Source organism: Sphingomonas fucosidasi (assembly GCF_036663855.1).
Taxonomy (GTDB): Bacteria; Pseudomonadota; Alphaproteobacteria; order Sphingomonadales; family Sphingomonadaceae; genus Sphingomonas; species Sphingomonas faeni_B.
Genome location: NZ_JAXOJR010000008.1, coordinates 132,429 through 155,516, shown reverse-complemented (window position 1 = coordinate 155,516; position 23,088 = coordinate 132,429). Strand labels below are relative to the sequence as shown.

The following is a 23,088-nucleotide window of genomic DNA, read 5'->3' as shown; positions in this document are numbered from 1 at the left end:
TGACGGGAGAAGGACAGGATGACGGAGCGGGTCAGAACCGGTAGCTGATCCACCCGGCCAGGAAGTCCGAGTTCTTGTACCCCGCATTCGTCAGAGCCGGTCCCGCGATCAGATGCTCGTACCGGCCGGTGAACGACAGCCGCGAGCTGATCGGATACACCGCCTGGAACCGGATCGTGTCGGCGATCTTCTTCCCTCCGAAGTTCTGCGTGCCGGCGAACGCGGACCCGTTCGCACGGTACACCGCGTCGCTCGTCGTATCGCGCCACGACAGCTGGTATTCAGCCGTCAGCCGCAGCTTGCCGAGCGTGGTGAAGCTGAAGTTCGGCGCGACCGCGATCAGGTTGGTCGGCGTCGCGAACAGCTGGTAGCTGTAATAGATGTTGTTGCCGAACGGCGCGAGCGAGTTCCGGAGCGTGCCGGTACCATACGCACCACCACCGCTGGCATAATCCGCATGCACGCCGACGCGCGGCGCGTTCTTGCCCTCGCCCAGCTTGTAGGTCTGCGCGAGGAGTATCAGCCACGCCTTGATCGAGCGGTTGTCGTAGCTGCCGCCCTGATAGTTGACCGTCCAGTCGAGGTTGACCGGCCCGGCATCGCCCCAGACGTGCAGGCCGTAGAAATTGCGCACCTCGCGCGCCGTGTCGGCACCCCACGTCACCGAGCGATCGCGCAGCCGCCAGAGGAAGGGATCGACGTACAGCTTCGATCCGCCGAACAGCGATTCAGGCATGACGATCCCGGTCGAGATACCCGAAAACCGCCGATCGCTCTCCGCATTGTCGTCCTGCGTTCCCCCATTGCCGTAGGCGGTCGGCTTAAAATCGAACACGTCGGCGCGGACGCCCGCCGTCCGCGCCCAGGCGCGGAAGCCGTTGAACCCGAAATACAGCGTGTTGTTGTCGCGCGGCACGACCAGCAGGTTGGGACCGTCCGCAAAGGTCTGCCGACCATAGCGCACGCCCAGATCGACATCGGCGACCGTCCCGGTCACGTCGACGAACGCCTGCTGCACCGCCAGCTTGTTGCGCAGATTGGGCAATGCGGTGCCGAGATTCTGCCCCTCCAGCGTGCCGTGCGCCAATTCCCCGTAGAACCGGAAATGCTCGCCGACATGCAGATCGGCACCGCCGAACAGACGGAGGATATCCTGCCGCTGCGCTTCGGCATCGCGCAGATTGGGGTTGGTGGTCTGGTTGACGCGCAACCGCGCCTCGCCCGACAGCGTCAGATACACCTCGCCGTCCGCGGCGATCGGGATGAACTTCAGCTGGTCGACGATGTCCTTGCGCTTGGCCGGATCGCGCAGCTTCGACCAATCCTCCGCCCAGCGCGACTGGTTGTAGCCACCCGCGGTCGTCCCGTCGCCGATCGCGGCATTGGGATAGCTCTCGGCGATTGGCGACGACGCAGCGCTGGCCGACTGGTCCTTCGAAACGGGATTGCGTCGCGCCCTCAGCTGGCGCGGGGCCGTTGCGGGCACACCTGCGGAGACGCCATCGGAGAGAGGGACGGGATCGGCCGCGGGCTCCGCCGCCACGGGATCGGTCGCCGGCGCGGTCTGAACTCCCGCCGTCTGAGCTATAGCCGTCTGGGCCATAGCGGTGGACGCGAGCAGGGAGGAGGCGAGCGCGCACAGCGCTCCACCGATGGACGGACGGATCATAAAAGCACCTCGAACTGCTGGGGTGGCTGCCCGCTGCCGGGCGACTGCCACCCTCATTTTAGACGATTGCGGGCCCAGCCGTCGTGGGGGCCGTCGTGGGGGCCGTCGTGGGGGCCGTCGTGGGGGCCGTCATAGGCGCGGACGTCTGCGCCGGCGCCAGCTCGGGCAGCTTGCCCGACAAGGCGGCGTCGAGCTTGTCGCGGTCGAGGGCACCTTCCCAGCGCGCCACGACGATCGTCGCGACCGCGTTGCCGATGAAGTTGGTCAGGCTGCGGCACTCACTCATGAAGCGATCGACGCCGAGGATCAGCGCCATGCCGGCGATCGGCACGGTCGGCACGATCGACAGCGTGGCCGCCAGCGTGATGAAGCCCGCGCCGGTAACGCCCGCCGCACCCTTCGACGAGATCATCGCCACGACGAGCAACAACAGTTCCTGGCCGAGCGTCAGGTGCGTGTTGGTCGCCTGCGCGATGAACAGCGCCGCCAGCGTCATGTAGATGTTGGTGCCGTCGAGGTTGAACGAATAGCCGGTCGGCACGACCAGCCCGACGACCGACTTCTCGCAGCCCGCCGCCTCCATCTTCTGGATCAGGTTCGGCAGCGCCGCTTCCGACGACGACGTGCCGAGCACCAGCAGCAGTTCGGCCTTCAGATACTTGATCAGCTTGAAGATCGAGAAACCGGTGAGCCGTGCGACGGTGCCGAGGATGACGACCACGAACAGCGCCGCGGTCAGATAGAAGGTCGCGACCAGCGCACCGAGATTGGCGAGGCTGCCGATCCCGTATTTGCCGATCGTGAAGGCGATCGCGCCGAACGCACCGAGCGGGGCTGCGCGCATCAGGATGCCGACCAGCTTGAAGACGATCAGGCTGAGGCGCTCGAGGAAGTTCAGGACCGGCTTGGCAGGCTCGCCGACCAGGCTCAGCGAGATGCCGAACAGGATCGCGATCAGCAGGATCTGGAGGATGTTACCATCGGTGAACGCGCTGACCATCGTGTCCGGAATGATGCTCATCAGGAACCCGGTGATCGTCGTCTCGTGCGCCTTCACGGTGTAATCCGCGATGCCCTTGGTATCGAGCGTGGCGGCGTCGATGTTCATCCCCGCGCCCGGCTGGACGACGTTGGCGACGATCAGCCCGACGATCAGCGCCAGCGTCGAGAAGAACAGGAAGTACGCGAACGCCTTGCCCGCGACACGGCCGACCGAGCCAAGCTCCTTCATGCCGGCGATGCCGGTGACGAGCGTCAGGAAGATCACCGGCGCGATGATCATCTTCACCAGCTTGATGAATGCGTCACCGAGCGGCTTCAGCGCTGCGCCATAGGTCGGATAGAAATGCCCGAGCGCCGCGCCGAGCGCGATCGCGATCAGCACCTGGATATACAGCTGGCCGCTCCAGCGCTTCCGCGCGGGCGTTTCCGCGACACCATAGGTCTGGGATGGTAGGGTCAACATCGCCTCCTGAAACTCTCGTCCACTGCCACGGGACGTTATGGCGACGGTAATGCCGGGCCGAACCGGGGACTACAAGTCAGCGCCGCGTCCCTCATAAAACGTTGGTTTTCCGAGGATTTTCGGCATACCTGATTTTCAGATGTGTGGAAAATGTCGTGTTTCGGTGATGGCGAACCCCGTTCGTGTGTGATAATCCGCACAAATGGCGCGGCTTCGATCCCCTCTCTTTATCACCGCGCTGACGGTGTTGCTGGCATTCGCCGCGCTCGGCGTGATCGTCGCCGGAGTCGCCTCGATCTATGGTCCGCGCGCCGTCGCCGACGTCACCGCCAGCGTCCGGATGCGCGCGGTGCAGCAGACGCGGAGCAACCTCCGCCTGCTCGAAGCCGAGTTACAGACCTATCGCCTGCTCCCGGTGATGCTCGGCGAATATCCCGCGGTGCGCGCCGCGCTCGCATCGGGACGGGTCGACCCGGCGCTCAACGAAAAGCTGGCGATGCTCGCGGAGCGGACCGGCGCCCCCGTGATCTATGCGCTCGACACGCAGGGGATGACGATCGCCGCGTCGAACGCTGCGCGGCCCGACAGCTTCCTCGGCCACGACTATCGGTACCGCGAGTATTTCACCAAGGCGATGGCATCGGGCGCGACCGAGTTCTTCGCGCTCGGCAGCGTCAGCGGGCGCCCCGGCCTGTATCTCTCGCGACGCATCGACCGTGACGGACGGCCGCTCGGCGTGGTCGTGGTCAAGGTCGAGTTCGGCAAGATCGCGCGGGCGTGGATCCAGGATCACATGGCGACCTTCGTCACCGATGCGGACGGCATCATCCTGATCTCCAGCGACCCGGCACTGCAATTCCGCACCACGCGCCCGCTTGCGCCCGCGCGCCGCGCCGCGCTGATCGCCACCCGACAGTTCGGAAACTCGCCGCTCGCGCGCGCACCGCTTCTGCTCGACGAGGATCGCGCGCGTCTTTCGGACGGGACGCCGGCGGTGACGGTGTCGCTGCCGGTGCCGATCGCGGGCTGGCGACTGGTGCATATGGAGCCGCTCGACGCCGCGCTGCGCACTGCCGCCGCCCGAACGCGCTGGGCGACCGCGATCGCGGCGCTGGCGACGATCGCGGCGATGCTGGCGGCGTGGTGGCTCTATGAGCGTCGCAAGCGCAACGCCGGCGCACGCGCCGAACTCGAGGCGGAGGTCGCGCGCCGCACCGCCGAACTCCGCGCCACCGCCGATCGCCTCCAGATCGAGGTGGAACAGCGCGAGGCGTCCGACCAGCGTTTCCGCCAGGCGCGAGAGGAACTGGCGCACGCCAACCGCGTCGGCTCGATCGGCACGATCACCGCCAGCGTCGCGCACGAGATCAACCAGCCGGTCGCCGCGATCCGCACCTTTGCCGACAATGCCGCCGCCTTCCTCGACCGCGGCGAACCCGCGCGCGCGGCGACCAACCTCCAGTCGATCGTCGATCTCACCAGCCGGATCGGCACCATCACCGCTGGGTTGCGGCGCTATGCACGGCGCGGCGCAGGCTCGATCGGCCCGGTGGCGCTCGACGAGGCGATCGACGGCGTACGCCTGCTGATCGGCGACCGCTTCCGCGCGAAAGGCGTGACGCTCGACCTCCCCACCGGCCCCGAAGCGCGGCTGACGGTCATCGCCGGCCGCGTCCGCCTCGAGCAGGTCCTGGTCAACCTCCTCCAGAACGCGCTCGACGCGGTCGCCGACCGGCGCGATGCGCGCGTGAGCGTCACCGTCGGTCGGAAAGGCCGCGACGTCGTGCTGACCGTCGCCGACAACGGCCCCGGCATCGACGCGGCGATCGCCGACCACCTCTTCACCCCGTTCGCGACGAGCAAGAAGGACGGCCTCGGGCTCGGCCTCGGCATCGCGCGCGACATCATGACCGAGTTCGGCGGCACGCTCGACCTCGTCCCAGCACCCGAAGGCGCCATTTTCCGTATGATCCTGGTGAAGGCATGAGCGAGCAAGCCGTATTGCTCGTCGACGACGACGACGTGTTGCGCGGCGCGCTCGAACAATCGTTCGAACTCGCGGGCATCGCGGTGATCGCGGAGCGCGACCCAACCGTTGCGCTGGCCCGCGTGACCGCCGGGTTCGACGGCGCGGTCGTATCCGACATCCGCATGCCGAAGATGGACGGCCTCGAACTCTTCCGCCGGATCGCCGCGATTGACCAAGAGATACCGGTGCTGCTGATGACGGGGCACGGCGACGTCGCGATGGCGGTCGCCGCGCTGAAGAACGGTGCGTTCGACTTCATCCCCAAACCGTTCGCGACCGATCACCTGATCGCGGGCGCCCGGCGTGCGCTTGAAATGCGCCGCCTCGTCCTAGACAACCGCCGTCTCCGCGCCGCCGCCGAAGAAACGATCGGCGCCGAACCGCTGATCGGCGAAACCCCGGTGATGGTCCGCCTCCGCGAAACGATGCGCCAAATTGCTCAGGCCGACATCGACGTGCTGATCGAGGGCGAGACCGGCACCGGCAAGGAACTCGTCGCGGTCCTGCTCCACCGCTGGAGCAACCGTCGCTCGCGGCCCTTCGTCGCGGTCAACTGCGCCGCGCTCCCCGAGGCGGTCGCGGAGATCGAGTTGTTCGGCCACGACGGCGACTCCCGCCTGCCCCGCACCGGCCGGATCGAGGCGTCCAACCGCGGCACGCTGTTCCTCGACGAGATCGAGAGCACGCTGCCTGCGTTCCAGGCGAAACTGCTCCGCGTGCTAGAGGAGCGCGAGGTGATGCCGGTCGGCGGCGACCTCCCCCGCGCGCTCGACCTGCGCGTGATCGCCGCCGCCAAGCCCGGCCTTGACCACGCGGTCGAGGAAGGCCGCTTCCGCGCCGATCTCCTGTTCCGCCTCGACGCGGTGCGCTTGCGCATCCCGCCGCTGAGGGAACGTCGCGACGACATACCGCTGCTGTTCGGCCACCTCCTCCACCAGGCCGCCGAACGGTTCGGCCGCGAGGTCCCGACCATCGATACTGCAACTTTGGCCTATCTCGCCCAGCACGACTGGCCCGGCAACGTTCGCGAACTCGACAACCTCGCCAAGCGTCTGGTCCTCCGCGTCGAAGCCGAGGACGCAGTCGACGAAGACAGCGACATCCCCCTCCCCGCCCGCGTCGACAAGTTCGAGGAAGCCACGATCCGCGCGACCCTGCAACAGGTCAACGGCGACGTCCGCTCCGCACTCGCCGCGCTCGGCATCCCGCGAAAGACCTTCTACGACAAACTCAAGCGTCACGAGATCGACGTCGAGGCGTATCGCCCGACCAAACCACCGCCGCCATCCTGACGAAAGTCAGGACCCAGGGTTACGACCGCTATCCCCTGTAACCCTGGGTCCTGACTTTCGTCAGGATGACGGGGGTATGGTAGGCATTGCCCAGCGCTAAGTCGGAATAACCGGGGGCGGCACACCGCCCTGCCGCGTCGCCACGAACTTGGCGAGCGGTGGCCCGATCAACAACACTCCCAGAAACCGCAGCACCTGCAACGCCATCACGAACGGCACATCCACCGGACTCGACGCCGCGATGATCGCGACCGAGTCCATCCCGCCGGGGCTCGTCGCCAGATACGCAGTCACCGGATCGATCCCCCACCACCGCGTCAACACCGCCGCGATCCCCCCGCAGAACGCGATCAGCAGCGCGACCGACAGCAAAATCCGCGGCATAGCCTTACCCGCGACCCGCAACGTATCGCGCGTGAACGACAGCCCGATCCGCCACCCCACCACCGCGTAGCTGATCGCGAGCAGCCACTGCGGCAACACCGGCTGCGCAACACCGGTAACATTGAGCGCCGCTCCCGCGATCAGCGACCCAAGCAGAGCACCGGCAGGAAGCCTCAGTGCGACACCCACCCCCGCGCCAACCCCAGCGATCGCGATCGTCCGCAGCACGGCGACCGGGTCTACGGATGCGAACCACGCCCCCGCGACATGATGCCCGCTCCCGCCGCCGACCATCACCGCCGCGAGCACCGACGCGACCACCGCCACGCTCACCACCCGCGTGTAGGTCATCACCGCGACCAGCCGCGAGTCCGCGCCATAGGCCTGCGCCATCAACACCATCGCGCTCGCCGCACCGGGCGTCGATCCCCACACCGCGACGGTGCCCGGCAACACCTGCCACCGGCTCAGCAAATATCCGAGCACGCTGCTCGCAGCGAGCGTGACGAAATTGACCATCAGGAACACCGGCCAGTGATCCGCCACGGTCGCGACGATCCCGGTCGTGATCGACCCCGCGATCAGCGTCCCGACCGCCGCCTGCGCGCCTCGGAAAGCAGACGTGGGCACGGTCAGCGACCATCCCCGCACTGCCAGCACCACCGCCGCGACCATCGGCCCGAGCAGCAACCCCGCGGGCAGCCCGACCAGTTCCAGCAGCCCCGCGATCACCCCCGACAGCGCGATCAACACGGTCCAGCGCCAGATCATGCCTTGGTAGCGAACCAGATCGTATGCCGCGCACCGCCCTTCCGCGTCGCCCGAGCGATCACCTCGTCGACCGCGAACCCCGCTTCGGCAAGTCGGGTAGCGAACGGCTTGCTCGGTGCCGACGACCACACGGCAAGTACGCCCCCCGGTCGCAACGCCGCCCGCGCCAGAGACAATCCGTGCGCGCCATAAAGCCGATCATTACCCGGCCGCGAAATCCCGTCCGGGCCGTTGTCGACGTCGAGCAGGATCGCGTCCCACTCTCCCTCGCCGATCGCCGCAGCGACATCGCCATCGAAGATCCGGGTCCGCGGATCGGTCAGACTGTCCCCGTGCAACGCCGCCATCGGCCCCCTCGCCCACTCGATCACCGCCGGCACAATCTCCGCAACCGCCACCTCCGCGTCAGGGCCGAGCCCACCAAGCGCCGCACGAAGCGTAAAGCCCATCCCGAGCCCACCAATCAGCATCCGCACGCCGGGCCGGTCGGCGATCCGATCACACGCCTGCTCCGCGAGCGCCTCTTCCGACCCACTCAACCGGCTGTTCATCAACTCGTTCGCGCCGAGCATGATCGAGAACTCGGCACCACGCTGGAGCAAGCGGAGTTCACCCCCACCCGGCACCTGCGCCGTCCCGAGAAGCACGCGCGGGATCATGCCGACCACGCCGCGATATCGTCCTGCTCGCCGATCAGCGCGAGGCCGTGCGCGATCGAGGTCAACTCGCCGCCGCTCATGATCGCCGCCTCGCCGAACCGCTCCACGAAGATCCGGCGGATGCGCGGTATCAGCGACGATCCGCCGGTAAGGAACACCCGGTCGATATCGCCACCGCCGACGTTAGCGACCTCCAAGGCCCGGTCGACCGCCGCCTCGATCCGTACCACGTCGTCGGCGATCCAGCCCTCGAACTGCGCTCGCGTCACGTCCGCCTCGATCTCCAAACCCGCGCCCGCAAAGTGGAAATGCGCGTCCTCGCCACTCGACAACGCACGCTTCAGCGACCCGACCGCGTCATACAGCGGATAGCCGAGCTCGTTCTCGATTACCGCGATCATCCGCCCGATCGCATCCGGATCGATCGCGGTCTTTTGCAACCGCTCGAGCTCCGTCATCGTCTTCCGGTTGCGCATCAGCGCCAGCCGCGACCAGTCCGCAAAGTCGGCGAAATACGTGCGCGGAATCTCCAGTTCCTTGCCGAACGACTTGTACGCGCCGCCCTTGCCCAGCATCGGCAGCACCAGCCGGTCGAGGATCCGGTAATCGAACCGATCCCCCGCAATCCCGACGCCCGCATGCCCAAGCGGCGTACACCGCCGCGCCGCACCCGGTTCGGCGACGCGCACCACCGAAAAGTCGCTCGTACCGCCGCCGAAATCCGCCACCAGGATCGTCGCAGGCTCGGTCAGCCGCGTCGCATAGCTGTATGCCGCGCCGAGCGGTTCGTAGACGTAATGGATCTCCGCGCCGAAGCCCTTGAACATCGCGTCATAGCGCGTCCGGGCCAGCGCCTCGTCGGGCCGCGCACCGGCATATTCCACCGGCCGCCCGACGACGATCCGCTGCGGCCGCGTATCGAGCTTGCCGCCTGCATGCGAAATCAGCTTTTCGAGGAACAGCTGGCCCATCTCCTCGAAGCGGTATCGCTTGTCGAAGACCGAGGCCTGCTCGAACGTCTTCATCGCCGCGACGGATTTGAACGACTGGATGAACCGGCTGTCGAGCGGATATTCCATATATTCGGCGATCGCCCACGGCCCTGCGTCCGACGCGAGCCCCTTGCCGCTGTCGTCCTGCCAGAAGCACAGCGCCGAGCGGAACACCGGGCTCGTCTCGGCGGGGGCCGCGAAGGTCACCAGTTCGGGCGTCCCACCGCGCGTTCCTAGCGCCACGACGCTGTTGGTCGTGCCGAAATCGAGCCCCAGCGCGGGGCCGCCAGCGTCCGTCTGCATCGCGTCGTCCTTCAATGAACGCGCGCCTATGCCGATGGGAGGTACGGGATGGCAACCCCGAGCGTGTTTTGGTGGACGGCAAAACGAGCTGCTGGATCGGTGCGCGTCACATCCTCCCCTGCAAGGGGAGGTGGCTGGCACTTGCCAGACGGAGGGGTATCGGGCTCTCGATGGCGGGCTACCCCTCCGTCAGGCCTGTGGCCTGCCACCTCCCCTCATAGGGGAGGATCAGCGCGCGAGATCAGCGGCGCTTCAACCGGACCAAAGCCGCATCCAGCGCCGACAGGAAGCTCGACCGATCCGCCTTCGAAAACGGTGCCGGACCGCCGACGATGTCGCCACCCGCACGCAAGTCCGCCATGATCGCACGTGTCGCGATGGCGCCGCCGATCGAGCTGGTGGTGAAGGGCTTGCCGGTGTTGGCGAGCACGGTCGCGCCGGCCTTTACGCAGCGATCGGCGAGGAGGATGTCGGCGGTGATCACAACCGACTTCGCATCGGCCTGTTCGGCGATCCAGTCGTCGGCCGCGTCGAACCCGTCGCTGACGACCACGCGGTTGATCAGCGGATGGACGGGTATGCGGAAATGGCTGTTCGCGACGATCGTCACGGGGACGTTGTGCCGCCACGCGACTTTGTAGATCTCGTCCTTCACCGGACACGCGTCGGCGTCGACGAGGATGCGGAGCGGGGGTGGCGTGTCAGTCATGGTCATCTCACGCCCTACCCCTACCGTCATCCTGACGAAAGTCAGGACCCAGGATTACAGGCGGGGTCGTTCGTTACTCTGGGTCCTGACTTTCGTCAGGATGACGGAGGGCTGGAGGCATTCTGCACCTGTCCCCCCACCCGTCATCCCAGCGAAAGCTGGGATATCCCCGTTTAGCGCACGTCGCGAACCACGGGGGGAGACCCCAGCTTTCGCTGGGGTGACGGCAGCAAGGGTCGTCGCTCAGCTCCGCTCGCGATTCCCACGATACGGCGGCTTCCGCGTCGGAGCCGGACCCCCGCGAGGTGCCGCACGGTGCAGCGTCGAGCGTGGACCACTCGCATTGCTGCGACCACCGCCACCACCATCATGCCGAGCACCGCTCTCCGGCGCGCCCTGCATCGCCTCGATCGCAACGCCGCTCTCTTCCTCGCCAGCCTGCGCCGTACGCTGGATCGCCGCCGAGAACCGCGACGCCACAGCGCGCGGAATCTCGAACGCCGTCTCGTTCGGCCCGATGCGGATCGCGCCGATCTCCGACTTGGTGATGTGCCCGCGACGGCAGATCAACGGCAGGATCCAGCGCGGATCGGCGTTCTGGCGACGACCGATATCCATCCGGAACCAGACGGTGTCCTCGAACCCAGCGCGCGGCCCTTGCGAACGCTCGTCCTGCGTCGGCTGCTTGCTCTGGTCGATCAGATCCTCGGCCTGCGGCATCGTAGACCGGTGCATGTGCACCAGCGCGGCGGCGATATCCTCCGGCGTCTTCTCGGCCATCAGGCGGACGGCGAGTGCGCGATCCTCCTCCTCGACCTCGACCGGCTGCAACAGCATGCCGATCAGCCGCTCGTGGTCGTTCTTGCGGATGTCCTCGGCGGTCGGGGCGTTGACCCATTCCGCGTTGATCTTCGCACCACGGAGCATCATCTCGACGCGACGGCGACGCGGGAACGGCACGATCAGCACGGCCGTACCCTTCTTGCCCGCACGACCGGTACGACCCGAGCGATGCTGGAGCGTCTCGGCATCGCGCGGCAACTCAACGTGAACGACCAGCGACAGCGTCGGCAGATCGATACCGCGAGCCGCAACGTCGGTCGCGACGCAGACGCGTGCACGACGATCGCGCAGAGCCTGAAGCGCCGCGTTACGCTCGTTCTGCGAATGCTCGCCCGACAACGCGACCGCGGCAAAGCCACGCTCGACCAGGCTGGCATGCAGATGGCGCACGTTATCGCGAGTCGCGCAGAACAGCATCGCCGTCTCCGCCTCGTGGAAGCGCAGCAGGTTGATCACCGCATGCTCGATCTCGGACGGCGAGACCGTGACGGCCTGATACGAGATGTCGCCATGGCCGCGATCCTCGCCGACGGTCGAGATCCGCAGCGCATCCTTCTGGTAGCGCTTGGCGAGCGCGACGATCGGCCGCGGCATCGTCGCCGAGAACAACAGCGTGCGACGCGCTTCGGGCGACGCATCGAGGATCTGCTCGAGATCCTCGCGGAAACCCATGTCGAGCATCTCGTCGGCCTCATCGAGCACCGCGACCTTAAGGGCCGACAGGTCGAGCGCGCCACGCTCCAGATGATCGCGCAGACGCCCCGGCGTACCGACGACGATATGCGCGCCGTGCGCGAGCGAACGACGCTCCTTCGAGGCGTCCATACCGCCGACGCAGGTCGAGATGCGCGCACCGGCCTTGGCATAGAGCCACATCAGCTCACGGCTGACCTGGAGCGCGAGCTCGCGAGTCGGTGCGATGCAGAGCACGAGCGGCTTGTGCGGCGCGGGCAGGCGCTGGACGCCGTCCTCGCCGGCTTCACCGAGCAGTTCGCCGGCCATCGCCAGGCCGAACGCGACGGTCTTGCCCGAGCCGGTCTGCGCCGACACGACGAGATCGCGACCGATCGCATTGTCCTCGATCACATGAGCCTGGACGGGGGTGAGCGCGGTATAGCCGCGCGCTTCGAGCGCCTCGGAGAGAAGCGACGGAATATTTGTAAAAGGCATGTACGTCCTAATTGGTGGCCGGCTTGACGCTACGGCAAAGCACTGGCGTGGTGGTCCCTACAGGACTTGGCCCGCGGCCCACCCGCTCGCCCATGCCCATTGGAAGTTGTAGCCGCCGAGCCACCCTGTGACATCGACCGCTTCGCCGACCGCATACAACATTGGTACGCGTTTGGCTTGCATTGTTTGCGAAGATAGGTCCGCAGTGCTGATTCCGCCAGCGGTGACCTCGGCCTTGGCATAGCCCTCCGAGCCATTTGGCGTGAATTGCCAACGACTTAGCGCACGTTCGGCGTCCTGGAGCTTCCGATCGGTAAGCGTGGAAATTTCGTTTGTCATGCCCAAACGCTCGCTTAAAGTTTCTGCGAGTCGGTCTGGCAGCGTGCTGCCGAGCAGTTTCCGCAGAGTCGCGCGCGGCGTGGTACGCTTGGCGGCGGGGAGCCAGCCGGACTCGCGATCGGGCAGGAAATCGATCCCGACGGGTTGGCCGTTGCGCCAATAGGACGACACTTGGAGGATCGCCGGGCCGGACAGGCCGCGGTGCGTGAAGAGGGCGGCTTCGCGAAACGCGGTCTTGCCGGCGGTGGCGACCACGTCGGCGGCGACTCCGGACAGTTCGCGGAAGAGGATTTCCTCGCCGCCCAGCGTCAGCGGCACGAGTGCCGGGCGCGGCTCGACCACCTTCAACCCGAACTGCCGCGCGAGATCATAGGCAAAGCCGGTTGCCCCCATCTTCGGGATGGAAGGACCTCCGGTTGCTATGACCAAAGCGGGCGCGGTGACGGTGCGACCGTCGAGCGACACGCGGTACTGCCCGTCGGCGTGGTCGACCCCTGCGACGGCGCGACCGAGCGACAGATCGACTCGCCCCCTGTCGCATTCGTCGAGCAACATTTCGACGATCTGTTTCGCGGAGCCGTCGCAGAAGAGCTGCCCCAGCGTCTTCTCGTGCCACGCGATGCCGTAGGATTCGACGAGCGCGATGAAATCCTGCGCGGTGTAGCGGCCGAGCGCGGACTTGGCGAAATGCGGGTTGGCGGAGATGTAGCGGTCAGCGGCGGTGTGGACGTTGGTGAAATTGCACCGCCCGCCGCCGGAGATCAGGATCTTCTTCCCCGCCTGCTCCGCGTGATCGACGAGCAGGACCTTCCGCCCGCGCTGGCCGGCGACAGCGGCGCACATGAGGCCAGCGGCGCCCGCCCCGAGAATAATCGCGTCGTAGTCAGCCAAGTATAGCTCCGTACGGCTTCGGTCAGCAGCCGCCAATCAAGAGTGTTTCCCCGCGAAGGCGGGGACCCAGACTGGACTCCCGCTTTCGCGGGAGAACAAGTAAGGGGTGGCCGCTGTAGCGCGTTCAAGATCAGCCACATAGGTGGTGACCTGCTCGCACGTCCACCAATGCCGCGCACGGAAGTTGCCCCACCCCGGCGAAGGCCGGGGCCCAGTTGGGGGCGGGCAGTGGCGCAGTTGCCCCTCGTTACAGCGACCTTTCCAATTGGGCCCCGGCCTTCGCCGGGGTGGTAGTACAGGGGGCCGACACGGCACGGCTGTTAACACTACGGATAACCAAGCAGAGCCAGCCAACTTCGGCTCTCTCCCCGCCCGGGAGAGGGTTCTGCCACACCCCGACCCTAACGCCGTCATCCTGACGAAAGTCAGGACCCAGAGCCAATATCGGCGCACTCGGTGGCTCTGGATCCTGGATCAAGTCCAGGATGACGGGGTTTGAGGGCACGTCCATCCGTCAGCCGGTCAATCCGTCAGCCACGAGCCCCCCCCACCAACCCTACCGCAGCTTCGCGATATTCAGCGAATCCTCCTTCGCCCGAACCTTCACCGACTCCTCGCTCCGGGTCAGCGCCTTGGCGATCGCCTTCAACGCCATGCCCTTCTTGGCGAGCGTATGCAGCTTCTGAATCTCGTCCTGAGTCCACGCCTGCCGATGCCGTTCGAATTTCGCTTCAGCCATCAGCCGTCATCCTTTTCGATCGCCAGAACCTCGATCGCATCTGCCTTGCCCGCAAACGCGACCGTCTCGCCAACCGCTGCGCCCATCAGCGCACGCGCCAACGGCGCCGAGAACGCCAACCGGTCCTCACCAGGCTCAGCCTCATCGCCACCGACGATGGAGATAACCCGCTCCACCCCGTTCATCCGAACGCGCACCCGTGAGCCGATCCCGACCTCGTCCTCTTCAGGCTCAGGAGCGATCTCGGCCGTCGTCTGCCGCGTATGCCAATACCGCAAATCCCGCAGCAGAACCTTCCGAGCCTCCTCGTCCGTCTCCGCCGCAACCGCAGCCTCGATCGCGACCACCCGTTCGCCAATCAGCCGCAACCCCCGCGCCGTGACCAGATTAGGCCCCGGCGCGATCGGCTGTTCGAACTTCGGTTCGAGATGTTCCTCGTCACTCTCGCGACGGAAGGCGACGCTCACAAGATCACTTCAGACACGCGACGATCCCGGCGATCGCCGCCAGCGTGCCGTCGACGTTCTTCACCTTCACGACGTCGAGCCCAAGCTGCTCGGCCGGGTAATCATTCCCGCCCGGGAAGATCGCGTCGCCGATGAACATCATCTTGTCGAGCGCGATCCCGCTCGCATCGCTCAGCTTCTTCAATCCATACGCCTTGTCGACACCCTCACGCGTGATGTCGATCGAGGTCGCGCCGCCCATGTTGATCGACAGCCCCGGCAGGCGCTTCCGCAAGTCAGCCTGGATCACCTTGCGCTTGGCGAAATCGGGATCCCAGCTGTGCTTGGCGTCGATCGGCGCTTCCTGACCGAGCGCCGAGAACGTGATCTGGCTGCCACGATCCTCGATCCGCTCGCCCCAGGTCTTCTCGGGGACGAACCCGGTCGCCTCGAGAGCCTCGTCGAACGCGGTGAAGATCTTCTGCTTCTCCTCGTCCTCGAACAGCTCGGCATACACCGCGCGCCATTCGCCATCGAACCGGTACAGCTTCGTGCCGGTCGTCGGCATCAGCCACAGCTTGGTACGATCCGCGCGCTCAGGCAGGCGCGACGCTACCTGCTTTTCAAACTGCGGCCAGTCGCCACCCGAGATCACCGCGACATGCGCGACGTCGAGCAGGCTGGCCAACGCCTCGCCCATCGGCTCCTGCAAGGGCTGCTTGCTCTCGGCCAGCGTTCCGTCGAGATCGAAGGCAACGAGTTCTTTCATGCGGACACTCCGGTAAGGATCAATCGGTCGATCGCGTGCGCGACGCCGTCGGCATCGTTCGCGCTGGTAATTTCGTGGACGACATCGCGCACGCTTTGCGGCGCATTGCCCATGGCGATGGCCAACCCGGCCCGCTTTAGCATCGCGATATCGTTCGCCTGATCGCCGATTGCAGCGGTGTCGGTCAAGCTCACGCCGAACGCGTCCGCCAGTTCCTCGATCCCGCTGCCCTTGTTCCCGGCCACCGGCGTGATGTCGAGATAATAGGTCTGGCTCTGGACGATCGTCGCCTTGCTATCGAACTTCGCCGCGACCTTGGCGTGCAGGTCGCGCAACAGATCTTCGTCATCGCTGACGAACGTCACCTTGTCGGCCTTGGCGAGGAGGTCGGTGAAGTCCGAGACGATCACCGGGTCCTGCGCCGACGCTTTGCGCTCACTGCCGACATGCCCACCCTGGTCGGTGCTGGCATACCAGACATCGTCCGCAAAGAACCACGTATCCACGGGTGCATCGCCGACGATCTCCATCGCGCCGCGCACGACGTCGACGTCAATCATGTGATGCTCGATCACGGTCCCGTCGCGCTTGAACACGATGCCGCCGTTAAACGCGCCCATCGGCTCGTCGATCCCGAGGACCTCCGCGATCGGCATCATTCCCGACCGCGGCCGCGCGGATATGATCGTGAAGCCGAGACCCGCCGCCTTCAGCCGCTCGACCGCATCGACGGTCGCCGGCGTCACCTTCTTCTCCTTGTCGACGAGCGTCCCGTCGACATCGGAAATGAGAAGCTTGATCGCCGACCCTTCTGCGCCGCCGCTCCTGCCCCCACTCACTGGGGCATCTCGACATGGCCGCCAAAGCCATAGCGCATCGCCGACAACAGCTTGTCGCCGAACGTATGGTCGACGCGGCTGCGATAGCGCGCATACAGCGCGGCGGTCAGCACGTTGGCCGGCACCTTCTCCTCCATCGCCGCGTCGATCGTCCACTGGCCCTCGCCCGAATCCGCGACGCTGCCGCTGAACCCTTCCAGCTTGCCGTCCTTCGCCAACGCGATCGCCGACAGGTCGAGCAACCACGACGAGATCACGCTGCCCCGGCGCCATACTTCGGCGACGTCGACCAGATTGATGTCGAAGCGTTCTTCCTCGACGACATGCTCGCCCGACTTGCCCTTGAGGATGTCGAAGCCCTCGGCATAGGCCTGCATCAGGCCGTATTCGATGCCGTTATGCACCATCTTGACGAAGTGGCCGGCGCCCGAGGGGCCTGCGTGGATATAGCCCTTTTCGGCGCGCGGATCGGCCTGGCCTGCGATGCGGCCCGGTGTACGGACGATGTCGCCCATCCCCGGCGCCAGCGTCTCGAAGATCGGATCGAGCAGGTCGACCGTTTCCTTGTCGCCGCCGATCATCATGCAATAGCCGCGCTCGAGGCCCCAGACGCCGCCCGACGTGCCGACGTCGACATAGTGGATGCCCTTCTCGGCCAGTTCCTTCGCGCGACGAACGTCGTCCTTGTAGAAGCTGTTGCCGCCGTCGATGATGATGTCGCCGTCGTTAGCCTTCGCTGCGATCGCCTGGACGGTGCTCTCGGTCGGCTCGCCCGCGGGAACCATGACCCACCAGATCGCCGGCGTGTCGAGCTTGGCGCGCATGTCGTCGAGCGAATCCGCGCCGATCGCGCCGTCGGCGGCGAGCTTCTTCACGGCTTCGGCGTCGCGGTCGTAGGCGATGACCTCATGGCCGTTCTTCATCAACCGGCGCGCGATATTGCCGCCCATCCGGCCGAGGCCGATCAGTCCGATCTTCATGGAGAGTCCTTTGTGTAGGTGATGGGGCACCAGGTCCGTCACCCCGGACTTGTTCCGGGGTCCACCGTTCCGCACAATCGAGTCTATCGCGTTCGCGGAACGATGGATGCCGGAACGAGCCCGGCATGACGTAGAATTACGCCGTCGCGGGCTGCTTCTTCGCGATCGAACTGAGCAGGTCGTCGAACGCCTTCACGAACGACGCGACGCCCTCTTCGACCAGCTTGCCGGTCACGCCGTTCAGGTCGAGACCCAGCCGCTCGGCTTCGGCGAGCGTGCGCTTGGCGCCCTCCACATCCTGCGTGATCGTCTCCGCCGCAGTGCCATGGTCGCGAAACGCGTCCATCGTCTTCGGCGGCATGGTGTTGACCGTGTCCTTGCCGATCAGCGTGTCGATATACAGCGTGTCCGGATAGCTCGGATCCTTCACGCCGGTCGACGCCCACAGCAACCGCTGCGGCTGCGCACCCTTGGCCGCGAGTGCCTGCCAGCGATCCGACTTCAGGAAGTCGAGATACCATTGATACGCCATCTTCGCGTTGGCGATCGCGACCTTGCCACGGACCGCCTTCAGCGCCTCGGCCTCGGCATCGCCCTTCTCGACTCGCGCATCGATCTCCTTGTCGATCGACGAATCGATCCGGCTGACGAAGAAGCTGGCGACGCTGGCGATCTTGTCGATCGGCTGGCCCTGCTTCACGCGCTCTTCCAGACCCGCGGCATACGCCTCGGCAACGCGGATATACGCGTCGAGCGCGAACAGCAGCGTGACGTTGACGTTGATCCCGCTCGCGATCGTCGAAGAGATCGCCGGACCGCCCGCAAGCGTTCCCGGAATCTTGATCATCAGGTTCGGCCGGTCGACCGCCGCCCACAGCTTCTTCGCCTCGGCGATCGTCGCGTCGGTATCGTCCGAGATGTACGGCGACACTTCCAGGCTGACATAGCCGTCCTTCGCGTCGAGCCTGTCGTAGACCGGCTTCAACGTCTCCGCCGCCGCCTTGATGTCCTGGATCGCCAGATGCTCGTAGCGATCGATCGTCGCCGCGCCGGGGTTTTCCTTGTCGTACTTCGCGAGCGTCGAGTCATAGGCATCGCCATGACCCATCGCCTTTTCGAAGATCGACGGGTTCGACGTGACGCCGGTGAGGCCATCCTCGTCGACCAGCTTCTGGAGACCACCAGCCTCCAGGAACTTCCGGTCGACGAAATCGAGCCAAACCGCCTGGCCGAAGCCTCCGAGATCGTTGAGCGCACCCATCACTTGGTCTCCATAACCTGGCGGGCGACCTTGACGACATTGTCGACGGTGAACCCGAACTTGTCCTGCAACTTGGCGAGCGGTGCCGAGGCCCCGAACGTCGACATCGTCACGGTCGCGCCGTCGAGGCCGACATAGCGGTCCCAACCGATCGACCCGGCCATCTCGATCGCAACGCGTGCCCGTACTTCGCGCGGCAGCACGCTCTGCTTGTACGCGGCGTCCTGCAATTCGTAGCGATACCAACTCGGCATCGACACGACCCGGCTCTTCACGCCGTCCGCCTTCAGCTTCTCGTGCGCGTCGACCGCAAGCGACACTTCGCTGCCGGTTGCGATCAGGATCACGTCGGGCGTGCCGTCGCTGTCCGCGAGAATATAGCCACCCTTTTCGAGCCCGTCCGCGCTTGCGTACTTGGTCCGGTCGAGCGTCGGCAGCGCCTGGCGCGACATGATCAATGCGGCCGGCGTGCTGGCGTCCTTCAGGACCGCCTTCCACGCCGCGACGACTTCGTTCGCGTCGCTCGGACGGATCGTGTCGAGACCGGGGATCGCGCGCAGCGTGGCGAGATGCTCGATCGGCTGGTGAGTCGGACCATCCTCGCCGACCCCGATCGAGTCGTGCGTGAACACCCAGATCGCGCCGACTTCCATGATCGCCGACAGGCGCACCGGCGCGCGCATGTAATCGACGAACACCAGGAAGGTGGAGCCGTAGGAGCGCAGGTGCGACAGCGCCATGCCGTTGACGATCGCACCCATGCCATGTTCGCGAATGCCGAAATGGAAGTTGCGACCGGCGTAATTCTCCGCCTCGAACGAGGGCTGGCCCTTGATGTCGGTCTTGGTCGACGGCGCGAGATCGGCCGAACCGCCGATCAGCCACGGCACCTTGGCGGCGATGGCGTTGAGCACCTTGCCACCGGAGTCGCGGCTGGCAACGCCCTTGGCATCCGCCTCGAAGGTCGGGATGTCGGCATCCCAGCCCTCGGGCAGTTCGTCCTTGAGCAGCAGATCGAGTTCGGCGGACAGTTCGGGGTAAGCGCCACGATACTTGTCGGTCAGCGCGACCCACTCGTCGCGCAGCTTGGCGCCACGCTCGGCGATCGCGCCGTTGAAATGCTCGATCACGCCGTCCGGCACGTAGAACGACTTGTCCTCGGGCCAGCCGTAAGCCTGCTTGGTGAGGCGGATATTCTCCTCGCCGAGCGGCTCGCCGTGGGCCTTCTCGCTGCCCGCCTTGGGGCTGCCGTAACCGATGACCGAATGCACGACGATGAAGGTCGGCTTGTCGGTGGTCGCCTTGAACGTCTCGATCGCGCGGCTTAGCGCCGCGGTGTCGTTCGCGTCATCGATGTGGATGACGTTCCAGCCATACGCATCGAATCGCAGGCCGACATCCTCGTCGAACGCGAGATCAGTCGCGCCCTCGATCGAGATGTGGTTGCTGTCGTAGATCCAGCACAGGTTGCTGAGCTTGAGATGACCGGCCATGCTAGCCGCCTCGGCCGAAACGCCCTCCATCATGTCGCCGTCGCCACAGATCGTGTAGACGTCATGGTCGAACAGCGTGAAGCCATCCTTGTTGTAGCGTGCCGCGAGCCAGCGCTCGGCGATCGCCATGCCGACCGAATTGCCGCAACCCTGGCCGAGCGGACCGGTGGTGGTCTCGACGCCGGTGGTGTGGCGATATTCGGGGTGGCCCGGCGTCTTCGACGACAGCTGGCGGAACTGCCTGATGTCCTCGAGGCTGACCGCTTCCTTGCCGCTCTTCGCGCCGTCCGCGCCGATCTCCTCGATCTTGGCGAGGTGGATCAGCGAATACAGCAGCATCGACGCATGGCCGACCGACAGCACGAACCGGTCGCGGTTGGGCCAGTCGGCATGCTTGGGATCGTAGCGCAGGAACTTCGACCAGAGCGTGTAGCCGACCGGCGCGAGCGCCATCGGCGTGCCGGGATGGCCCGAATTGGCCTTCTGCACCGCGTCCATCGACAACGTGCGGATGGTATCGATCGTGAGGCGTTCGGGCGAACCGTCCTCGTGCAGCATGGGGTCCGCCTTGGGGGCAGCGGTTGCGGTATCGGTCATGGAAAAGCCTCGCTCTAGACTGTGACCGAACGCCGCGCATCCGATCTGGTTGCCAAGATAGGGAGCCTTTAGGCGGATGCACCCGCCCGTTCCAGTCGCGTAACGACGCCATTCGTTGCAATATACGCCGCGTCGACTTCGTCGAGGAACAGCCCGTGGCCGAGAATGCCGGGGATCGCGGAGAGGGCGGCGGCGGTTGCGCGGGGATCTTCGAGCGTGGCGAAATGGCAATCGACGACGAGATTGCCCTGATCCGTCCGGTAGTTGTCGCGGATCGTTGGGGCGGCGCCCATGTCGGTCAGCGCGCGCACCACATAGGCGATGGCGAACGGCAGCACCTCGACCGGCAGCTTGGCCACGCCGATCCGGTCGACCCGCTTGGAGCCATCGGCGATCACGACCATCCGTGCCGAGCTTGCGGCGACGATCTTCTCCCTCAACATCGCACCGCCTGCGCCCTTGATGGCGAAACACTGCGCGTCGATCTCGTCCGCACCATCGATCGTGAGGTCGACGCGCGCGACGGTGGCGAAGTCGAGGATCTCGATGCCGACCTCGCGGGCGAGTTTGCCGGACGCTTCGGACGTGACGACCGCGCGGATGATGAGTCCCTCGGCGACTCGCTCGCCGAGCGCTTGAATCGCGAACGCAGCAGTGGAGCCGGTGCCGAGGCCGACGAGCATCCCGGCCCGAACTTCTTGCACGGCAGCGACTGCCGCCGCCTTCTTGTCGTCATCGATCAGAGCCATCACCCCACCCCATCCGTCATGCCGGGCTCGTTCCGGCATCTACTGCTCAACGCACCCGAGAGAATTTGGTTTGGAGGACTCGCGGAACAAGCACCACCCCGGCGGAGGCCGGGGCCCAATTGGGCGACGTTGCTAACGGAGCGCAGTCCCATGTTACCGCGACCTTTCCAATTGGGCCCCGGCCTCCGCCGGGGTGGTACAGTGGGTGCACGCTGTGCGGGCAATCGCGGGAACGCACCCCTCCTTGCTCTCCCGCGAAGGCGGGAGCCCAGTCTGGATCCCCGCCTTCGCGGGGAAACAACTCTCGAGACATTGGCGAGCGTCACGCCCGAGGAAATACCGTTCAACCAATCAACCAGGTTACTCTTTCTTCCCTATTTCTCGCCCCCGCTTTTCAACTGACACACTTCTGGTACATCCTCGTGGTTTAGCCCGACCAACAGCTGCCCACACGATCGCGAGCGGATACCAAACTTGATAGCCACACGATTTTCCACGCGGCAGTGCGCCCTCCTGCTCGTACCTGCGCTGGCGCTCGCCGCCTGTTCTGGCGGCGGCGAAAAGGCGCAAGGCAAGGGCAAGGCTGGCCAACCCGGCCAGGGCACGCCGACCGTCGGCTATGTCGTCGTCCAGCCGACCAGCGTCGCGATGACCACCGAACTCAGCGGCCGCACCACCGCGTTCGAAAGCTCGGACGTCCGCCCGCAGGTCACCGGCATCATCCGCCGCCGCTTCTTTACCGAGGGCACGCTCGTCAAGAAGGGCCAGCCGCTCTACGAGATCGACCCGCGCCTCTATCGCGCCGCCGCCAACGAAGCGCAGGCCAACCTCCAGAGCGCGCGCGCAAACCAGCAGGCGCAGAATATCCTCGCGCAGCGGTACAAGCCGCTCGCCGAGATGGAGGCGATCAGCAAGCAGGATTACACCAACGCGGTCGCCACCTCGCGCCAGGCCACCGCCTCGGTCGCGCAGACGCGCGCGGCGCTGGAAACCGCGCAGATCAACCTCAAGTTCACGACCGTCCCCGCGCCGATCACCGGCCGCATCGGCCGCTCGCTGTTCACGGTCGGCGCGCTCGTGTCCGCGACGCAGACCGATCCGCTCGCGCAGATCCAGCGACTCGATCCGATGTTCGTCGATATCCAGCAATCGTCCGGCGACCTGCTCGCGCTGCGCCGCTCGCTCGGCCAGAACGGCATCGTCGCGACCCGCGCCGAAGTCCGCCTCACGCTCGAGGACGGCAGCGAATATGGCGCGACCGGCTCCGTCCAGTTCGCCGAAGCGCTGGTCAACACCGAGACCGGCACCGTGACGCTGCGCGCGCGCTTCCCCAATCCGCAGGGGCTGCTGCTGCCCGGCATGTTCGTCCAGGCCAAGTTCGCGCAGGCGATCAACCAGCGCGCGTTCCTCGTGCCGCAGGCGGGCGTATCGCGCGATGCGAAGGGCAATGCGACGGTCTATGTCGTCGATGCGAACAACAAGGCGGTGCAGAAGGATATCAGGGCCGACCGCACGCAGGGCGCGTTCTGGGTGGTGACCGGCGGGCTCAACCCCGGCGACCGGATCATCACCCAGGGGCTATCGAAGATCGCCCCGAACCAGGGCGTGAAGCCGGTACCCGAAACCACCGCGCAAAAGATCGAAGCGCCCAAGGGTGACTCCTCAAGCGGCCAGTCCAGCCAGAAAAAGGCCGGCTAAA

The 23,088-nt window shown here is 66.0% G+C and carries 19 protein-coding genes; 3 read left to right on the top strand and 16 right to left on the bottom strand.

The window, feature by feature from the left end; all coding sequences use genetic code 11:
* Positions 1-31 precede the first annotated feature (31 nt).
* Together U1737_RS15540 and U1737_RS15535 are read right to left on the bottom strand one after the other, a co-directional pair.
* A complete protein-coding gene (locus U1737_RS15540; RefSeq protein WP_332797386.1) occupies positions 32-1,669 on the bottom strand; it encodes an alginate export family protein in 1,638 nt (545 codons plus the stop codon).
* A 58-nt stretch (positions 1,670-1,727) separates the two neighbouring features.
* A complete protein-coding gene (locus U1737_RS15535; RefSeq protein ID WP_332797385.1) occupies positions 1,728-3,131 on the bottom strand; it encodes a dicarboxylate/amino acid:cation symporter in 1,404 nt (467 codons plus the stop codon).
* 205 nt (positions 3,132-3,336) lie between these two features.
* On the opposite strand from U1737_RS15535, the gene U1737_RS15530 reads away from it, so the two are divergent.
* Together U1737_RS15530 and U1737_RS15525 are read left to right on the top strand one after the other, a co-directional pair.
* A complete protein-coding gene (locus U1737_RS15530) occupies positions 3,337-5,121 on the top strand; it encodes a sensor histidine kinase (protein ID WP_332797384.1) in 1,785 nt (594 codons plus the stop codon).
* Positions 5,118-6,455, top strand: coding sequence for a sigma-54-dependent transcriptional regulator (locus tag U1737_RS15525; RefSeq protein ID WP_332797383.1), 1,338 nt, complete (start codon positions 5,118-5,120; stop codon positions 6,453-6,455). Before U1737_RS15530 ends, U1737_RS15525 begins: the two co-directional genes overlap by 4 nt.
* Positions 6,456-6,551: 96 nt before the next feature.
* On the opposite strand, the gene U1737_RS15520 is transcribed toward U1737_RS15525, so the two are convergent.
* From U1737_RS15520 to rpiA, 14 genes are all read right to left on the bottom strand, one after another.
* Positions 6,552-7,610: an AbrB family transcriptional regulator gene (locus U1737_RS15520; RefSeq protein ID WP_332797382.1), complete on the bottom strand. Its 1,059-nt coding sequence runs from the start codon at positions 7,608-7,610 to the stop codon at positions 6,552-6,554.
* Positions 7,607-8,269 (bottom strand): polyamine aminopropyltransferase, encoded by a 663-nt coding sequence (locus U1737_RS15515; protein ID WP_332797420.1) that lies wholly within the window; start codon positions 8,267-8,269, stop codon positions 7,607-7,609. The genes U1737_RS15520 and U1737_RS15515 overlap by 4 nt, the downstream gene beginning before the upstream one ends.
* Entirely contained in the window at positions 8,266-9,564 is a 1,299-nt protein-coding gene (locus U1737_RS15510) for an Hsp70 family protein (RefSeq protein WP_332797381.1), read from the bottom strand. The genes U1737_RS15515 and U1737_RS15510 overlap by 4 nt, the downstream gene beginning before the upstream one ends.
* Before the next feature lie 241 nt (positions 9,565-9,805).
* Entirely contained in the window at positions 9,806-10,273 is a 468-nt protein-coding gene (locus tag U1737_RS15505; protein WP_443027141.1) for a YaiI/YqxD family protein, read from the bottom strand.
* Positions 10,274-10,516: 243 nt separating this feature from the next.
* Positions 10,517-12,286, bottom strand: coding sequence for a DEAD/DEAH box helicase (locus U1737_RS15500; RefSeq protein ID WP_332797379.1), 1,770 nt, complete (start codon positions 12,284-12,286; stop codon positions 10,517-10,519).
* Between the two features lie 57 nt (positions 12,287-12,343).
* A complete protein-coding gene (locus tag U1737_RS15495) occupies positions 12,344-13,516 on the bottom strand; it encodes a BaiN/RdsA family NAD(P)/FAD-dependent oxidoreductase (RefSeq protein WP_332797378.1) in 1,173 nt (390 codons plus the stop codon).
* Positions 13,517-14,072: 556 nt separating this feature from the next.
* Entirely contained in the window at positions 14,073-14,255 is a 183-nt protein-coding gene (locus U1737_RS15490) for a hypothetical protein (RefSeq protein WP_055881387.1), read from the bottom strand.
* A complete protein-coding gene (locus U1737_RS15485; protein WP_332797377.1) occupies positions 14,255-14,722 on the bottom strand; it encodes a GreA/GreB family elongation factor in 468 nt (155 codons plus the stop codon). Before U1737_RS15485 ends, U1737_RS15490 begins: the two co-directional genes overlap by 1 nt.
* Before the next feature lie 4 nt (positions 14,723-14,726).
* Positions 14,727-15,470, bottom strand: a complete 744-nt coding sequence (locus U1737_RS15480; protein ID WP_332797376.1) for an HAD-IIB family hydrolase — start codon at positions 15,468-15,470, stop codon at positions 14,727-14,729.
* Positions 15,467-16,309 carry an HAD family hydrolase gene (locus U1737_RS15475; RefSeq protein ID WP_332797375.1) on the bottom strand — a complete coding sequence of 281 codons (843 nt, stop codon included), beginning with the start codon at positions 16,307-16,309 and terminating at the stop codon, positions 15,467-15,469. Before U1737_RS15475 ends, U1737_RS15480 begins: the two co-directional genes overlap by 4 nt.
* On the bottom strand, positions 16,306-17,289 hold the full coding sequence (gene gnd, locus U1737_RS15470; RefSeq protein WP_332797374.1) for a phosphogluconate dehydrogenase (NAD(+)-dependent, decarboxylating): 984 nt from the start codon (positions 17,287-17,289) through the stop codon (positions 16,306-16,308). Before gnd ends, U1737_RS15475 begins: the two co-directional genes overlap by 4 nt.
* A gap of 136 nt (positions 17,290-17,425) precedes the next feature.
* Positions 17,426-18,550 carry a transaldolase gene (gene tal / locus U1737_RS15465; RefSeq protein WP_332797373.1) on the bottom strand — a complete coding sequence of 375 codons (1,125 nt, stop codon included), beginning with the start codon at positions 18,548-18,550 and terminating at the stop codon, positions 17,426-17,428.
* Positions 18,550-20,640 carry a transketolase gene (gene tkt, locus U1737_RS15460; RefSeq protein ID WP_332797372.1) on the bottom strand — a complete coding sequence of 697 codons (2,091 nt, stop codon included), beginning with the start codon at positions 20,638-20,640 and terminating at the stop codon, positions 18,550-18,552. The genes tal and tkt overlap by 1 nt, the downstream gene beginning before the upstream one ends.
* A 68-nt stretch (positions 20,641-20,708) precedes the next feature.
* On the bottom strand, positions 20,709-21,389 hold the full coding sequence (rpiA, locus tag U1737_RS15455; RefSeq protein ID WP_248523423.1) for a ribose-5-phosphate isomerase RpiA: 681 nt from the start codon (positions 21,387-21,389) through the stop codon (positions 20,709-20,711).
* A gap of 477 nt (positions 21,390-21,866) precedes the next feature.
* On the opposite strand from rpiA, the gene U1737_RS15450 reads away from it, so the two are divergent.
* The gene (locus U1737_RS15450) at positions 21,867-23,087 is read left to right on the top strand and encodes an efflux RND transporter periplasmic adaptor subunit (RefSeq protein ID WP_248523679.1); all 1,221 of its coding nucleotides are present in this window, start codon (positions 21,867-21,869) and stop codon (positions 23,085-23,087) included.
* The last annotated feature ends 1 nt before the right edge of the window (position 23,088 follow it).

Coding starts and splice junctions, on each gene's coding strand:
- U1737_RS15525 (WP_332797383.1), top strand. CDS start 5,118: ATGAGCGAGCAAGCCGTATTGCTCGTCGACGACGACGACGTGTTGCGC.
- rpiA (WP_248523423.1), bottom strand. CDS start 21,389: ATGGCTCTGATCGATGACGACAAGAAGGCGGCGGCAGTCGCTGCCGTG.
- tkt (WP_332797372.1), bottom strand. CDS start 20,640: ATGACCGATACCGCAACCGCTGCCCCCAAGGCGGACCCCATGCTGCAC.
- U1737_RS15520 (WP_332797382.1), bottom strand. CDS start 7,610: ATGATCTGGCGCTGGACCGTGTTGATCGCGCTGTCGGGGGTGATCGCG.
- tal (WP_332797373.1), bottom strand. CDS start 18,550: ATGGGTGCGCTCAACGATCTCGGAGGCTTCGGCCAGGCGGTTTGGCTC.
- U1737_RS15530 (WP_332797384.1), top strand. CDS start 3,337: ATGGCGCGGCTTCGATCCCCTCTCTTTATCACCGCGCTGACGGTGTTG.
- gnd (WP_332797374.1), bottom strand. CDS start 17,289: ATGAAGATCGGACTGATCGGCCTCGGCCGGATGGGCGGCAATATCGCG.
- U1737_RS15510 (WP_332797381.1), bottom strand. CDS start 9,564: ATGCAGACGGACGCTGGCGGCCCCGCGCTGGGGCTCGATTTCGGCACG.
- U1737_RS15480 (WP_332797376.1), bottom strand. CDS start 15,470: ATGAAAGAACTCGTTGCCTTCGATCTCGACGGAACGCTGGCCGAGAGC.
- U1737_RS15490 (WP_055881387.1), bottom strand. CDS start 14,255: ATGGCTGAAGCGAAATTCGAACGGCATCGGCAGGCGTGGACTCAGGAC.
- U1737_RS15540 (WP_332797386.1), bottom strand. CDS start 1,669: ATGATCCGTCCGTCCATCGGTGGAGCGCTGTGCGCGCTCGCCTCCTCC.
- U1737_RS15505 (WP_443027141.1), bottom strand. CDS start 10,273: ATGACTGACACGCCACCCCCGCTCCGCATCCTCGTCGACGCCGACGCG.
- U1737_RS15515 (WP_332797420.1), bottom strand. CDS start 8,269: ATGATCCCGCGCGTGCTTCTCGGGACGGCGCAGGTGCCGGGTGGGGGT.
- U1737_RS15500 (WP_332797379.1), bottom strand. CDS start 12,286: ATGCCTTTTACAAATATTCCGTCGCTTCTCTCCGAGGCGCTCGAAGCG.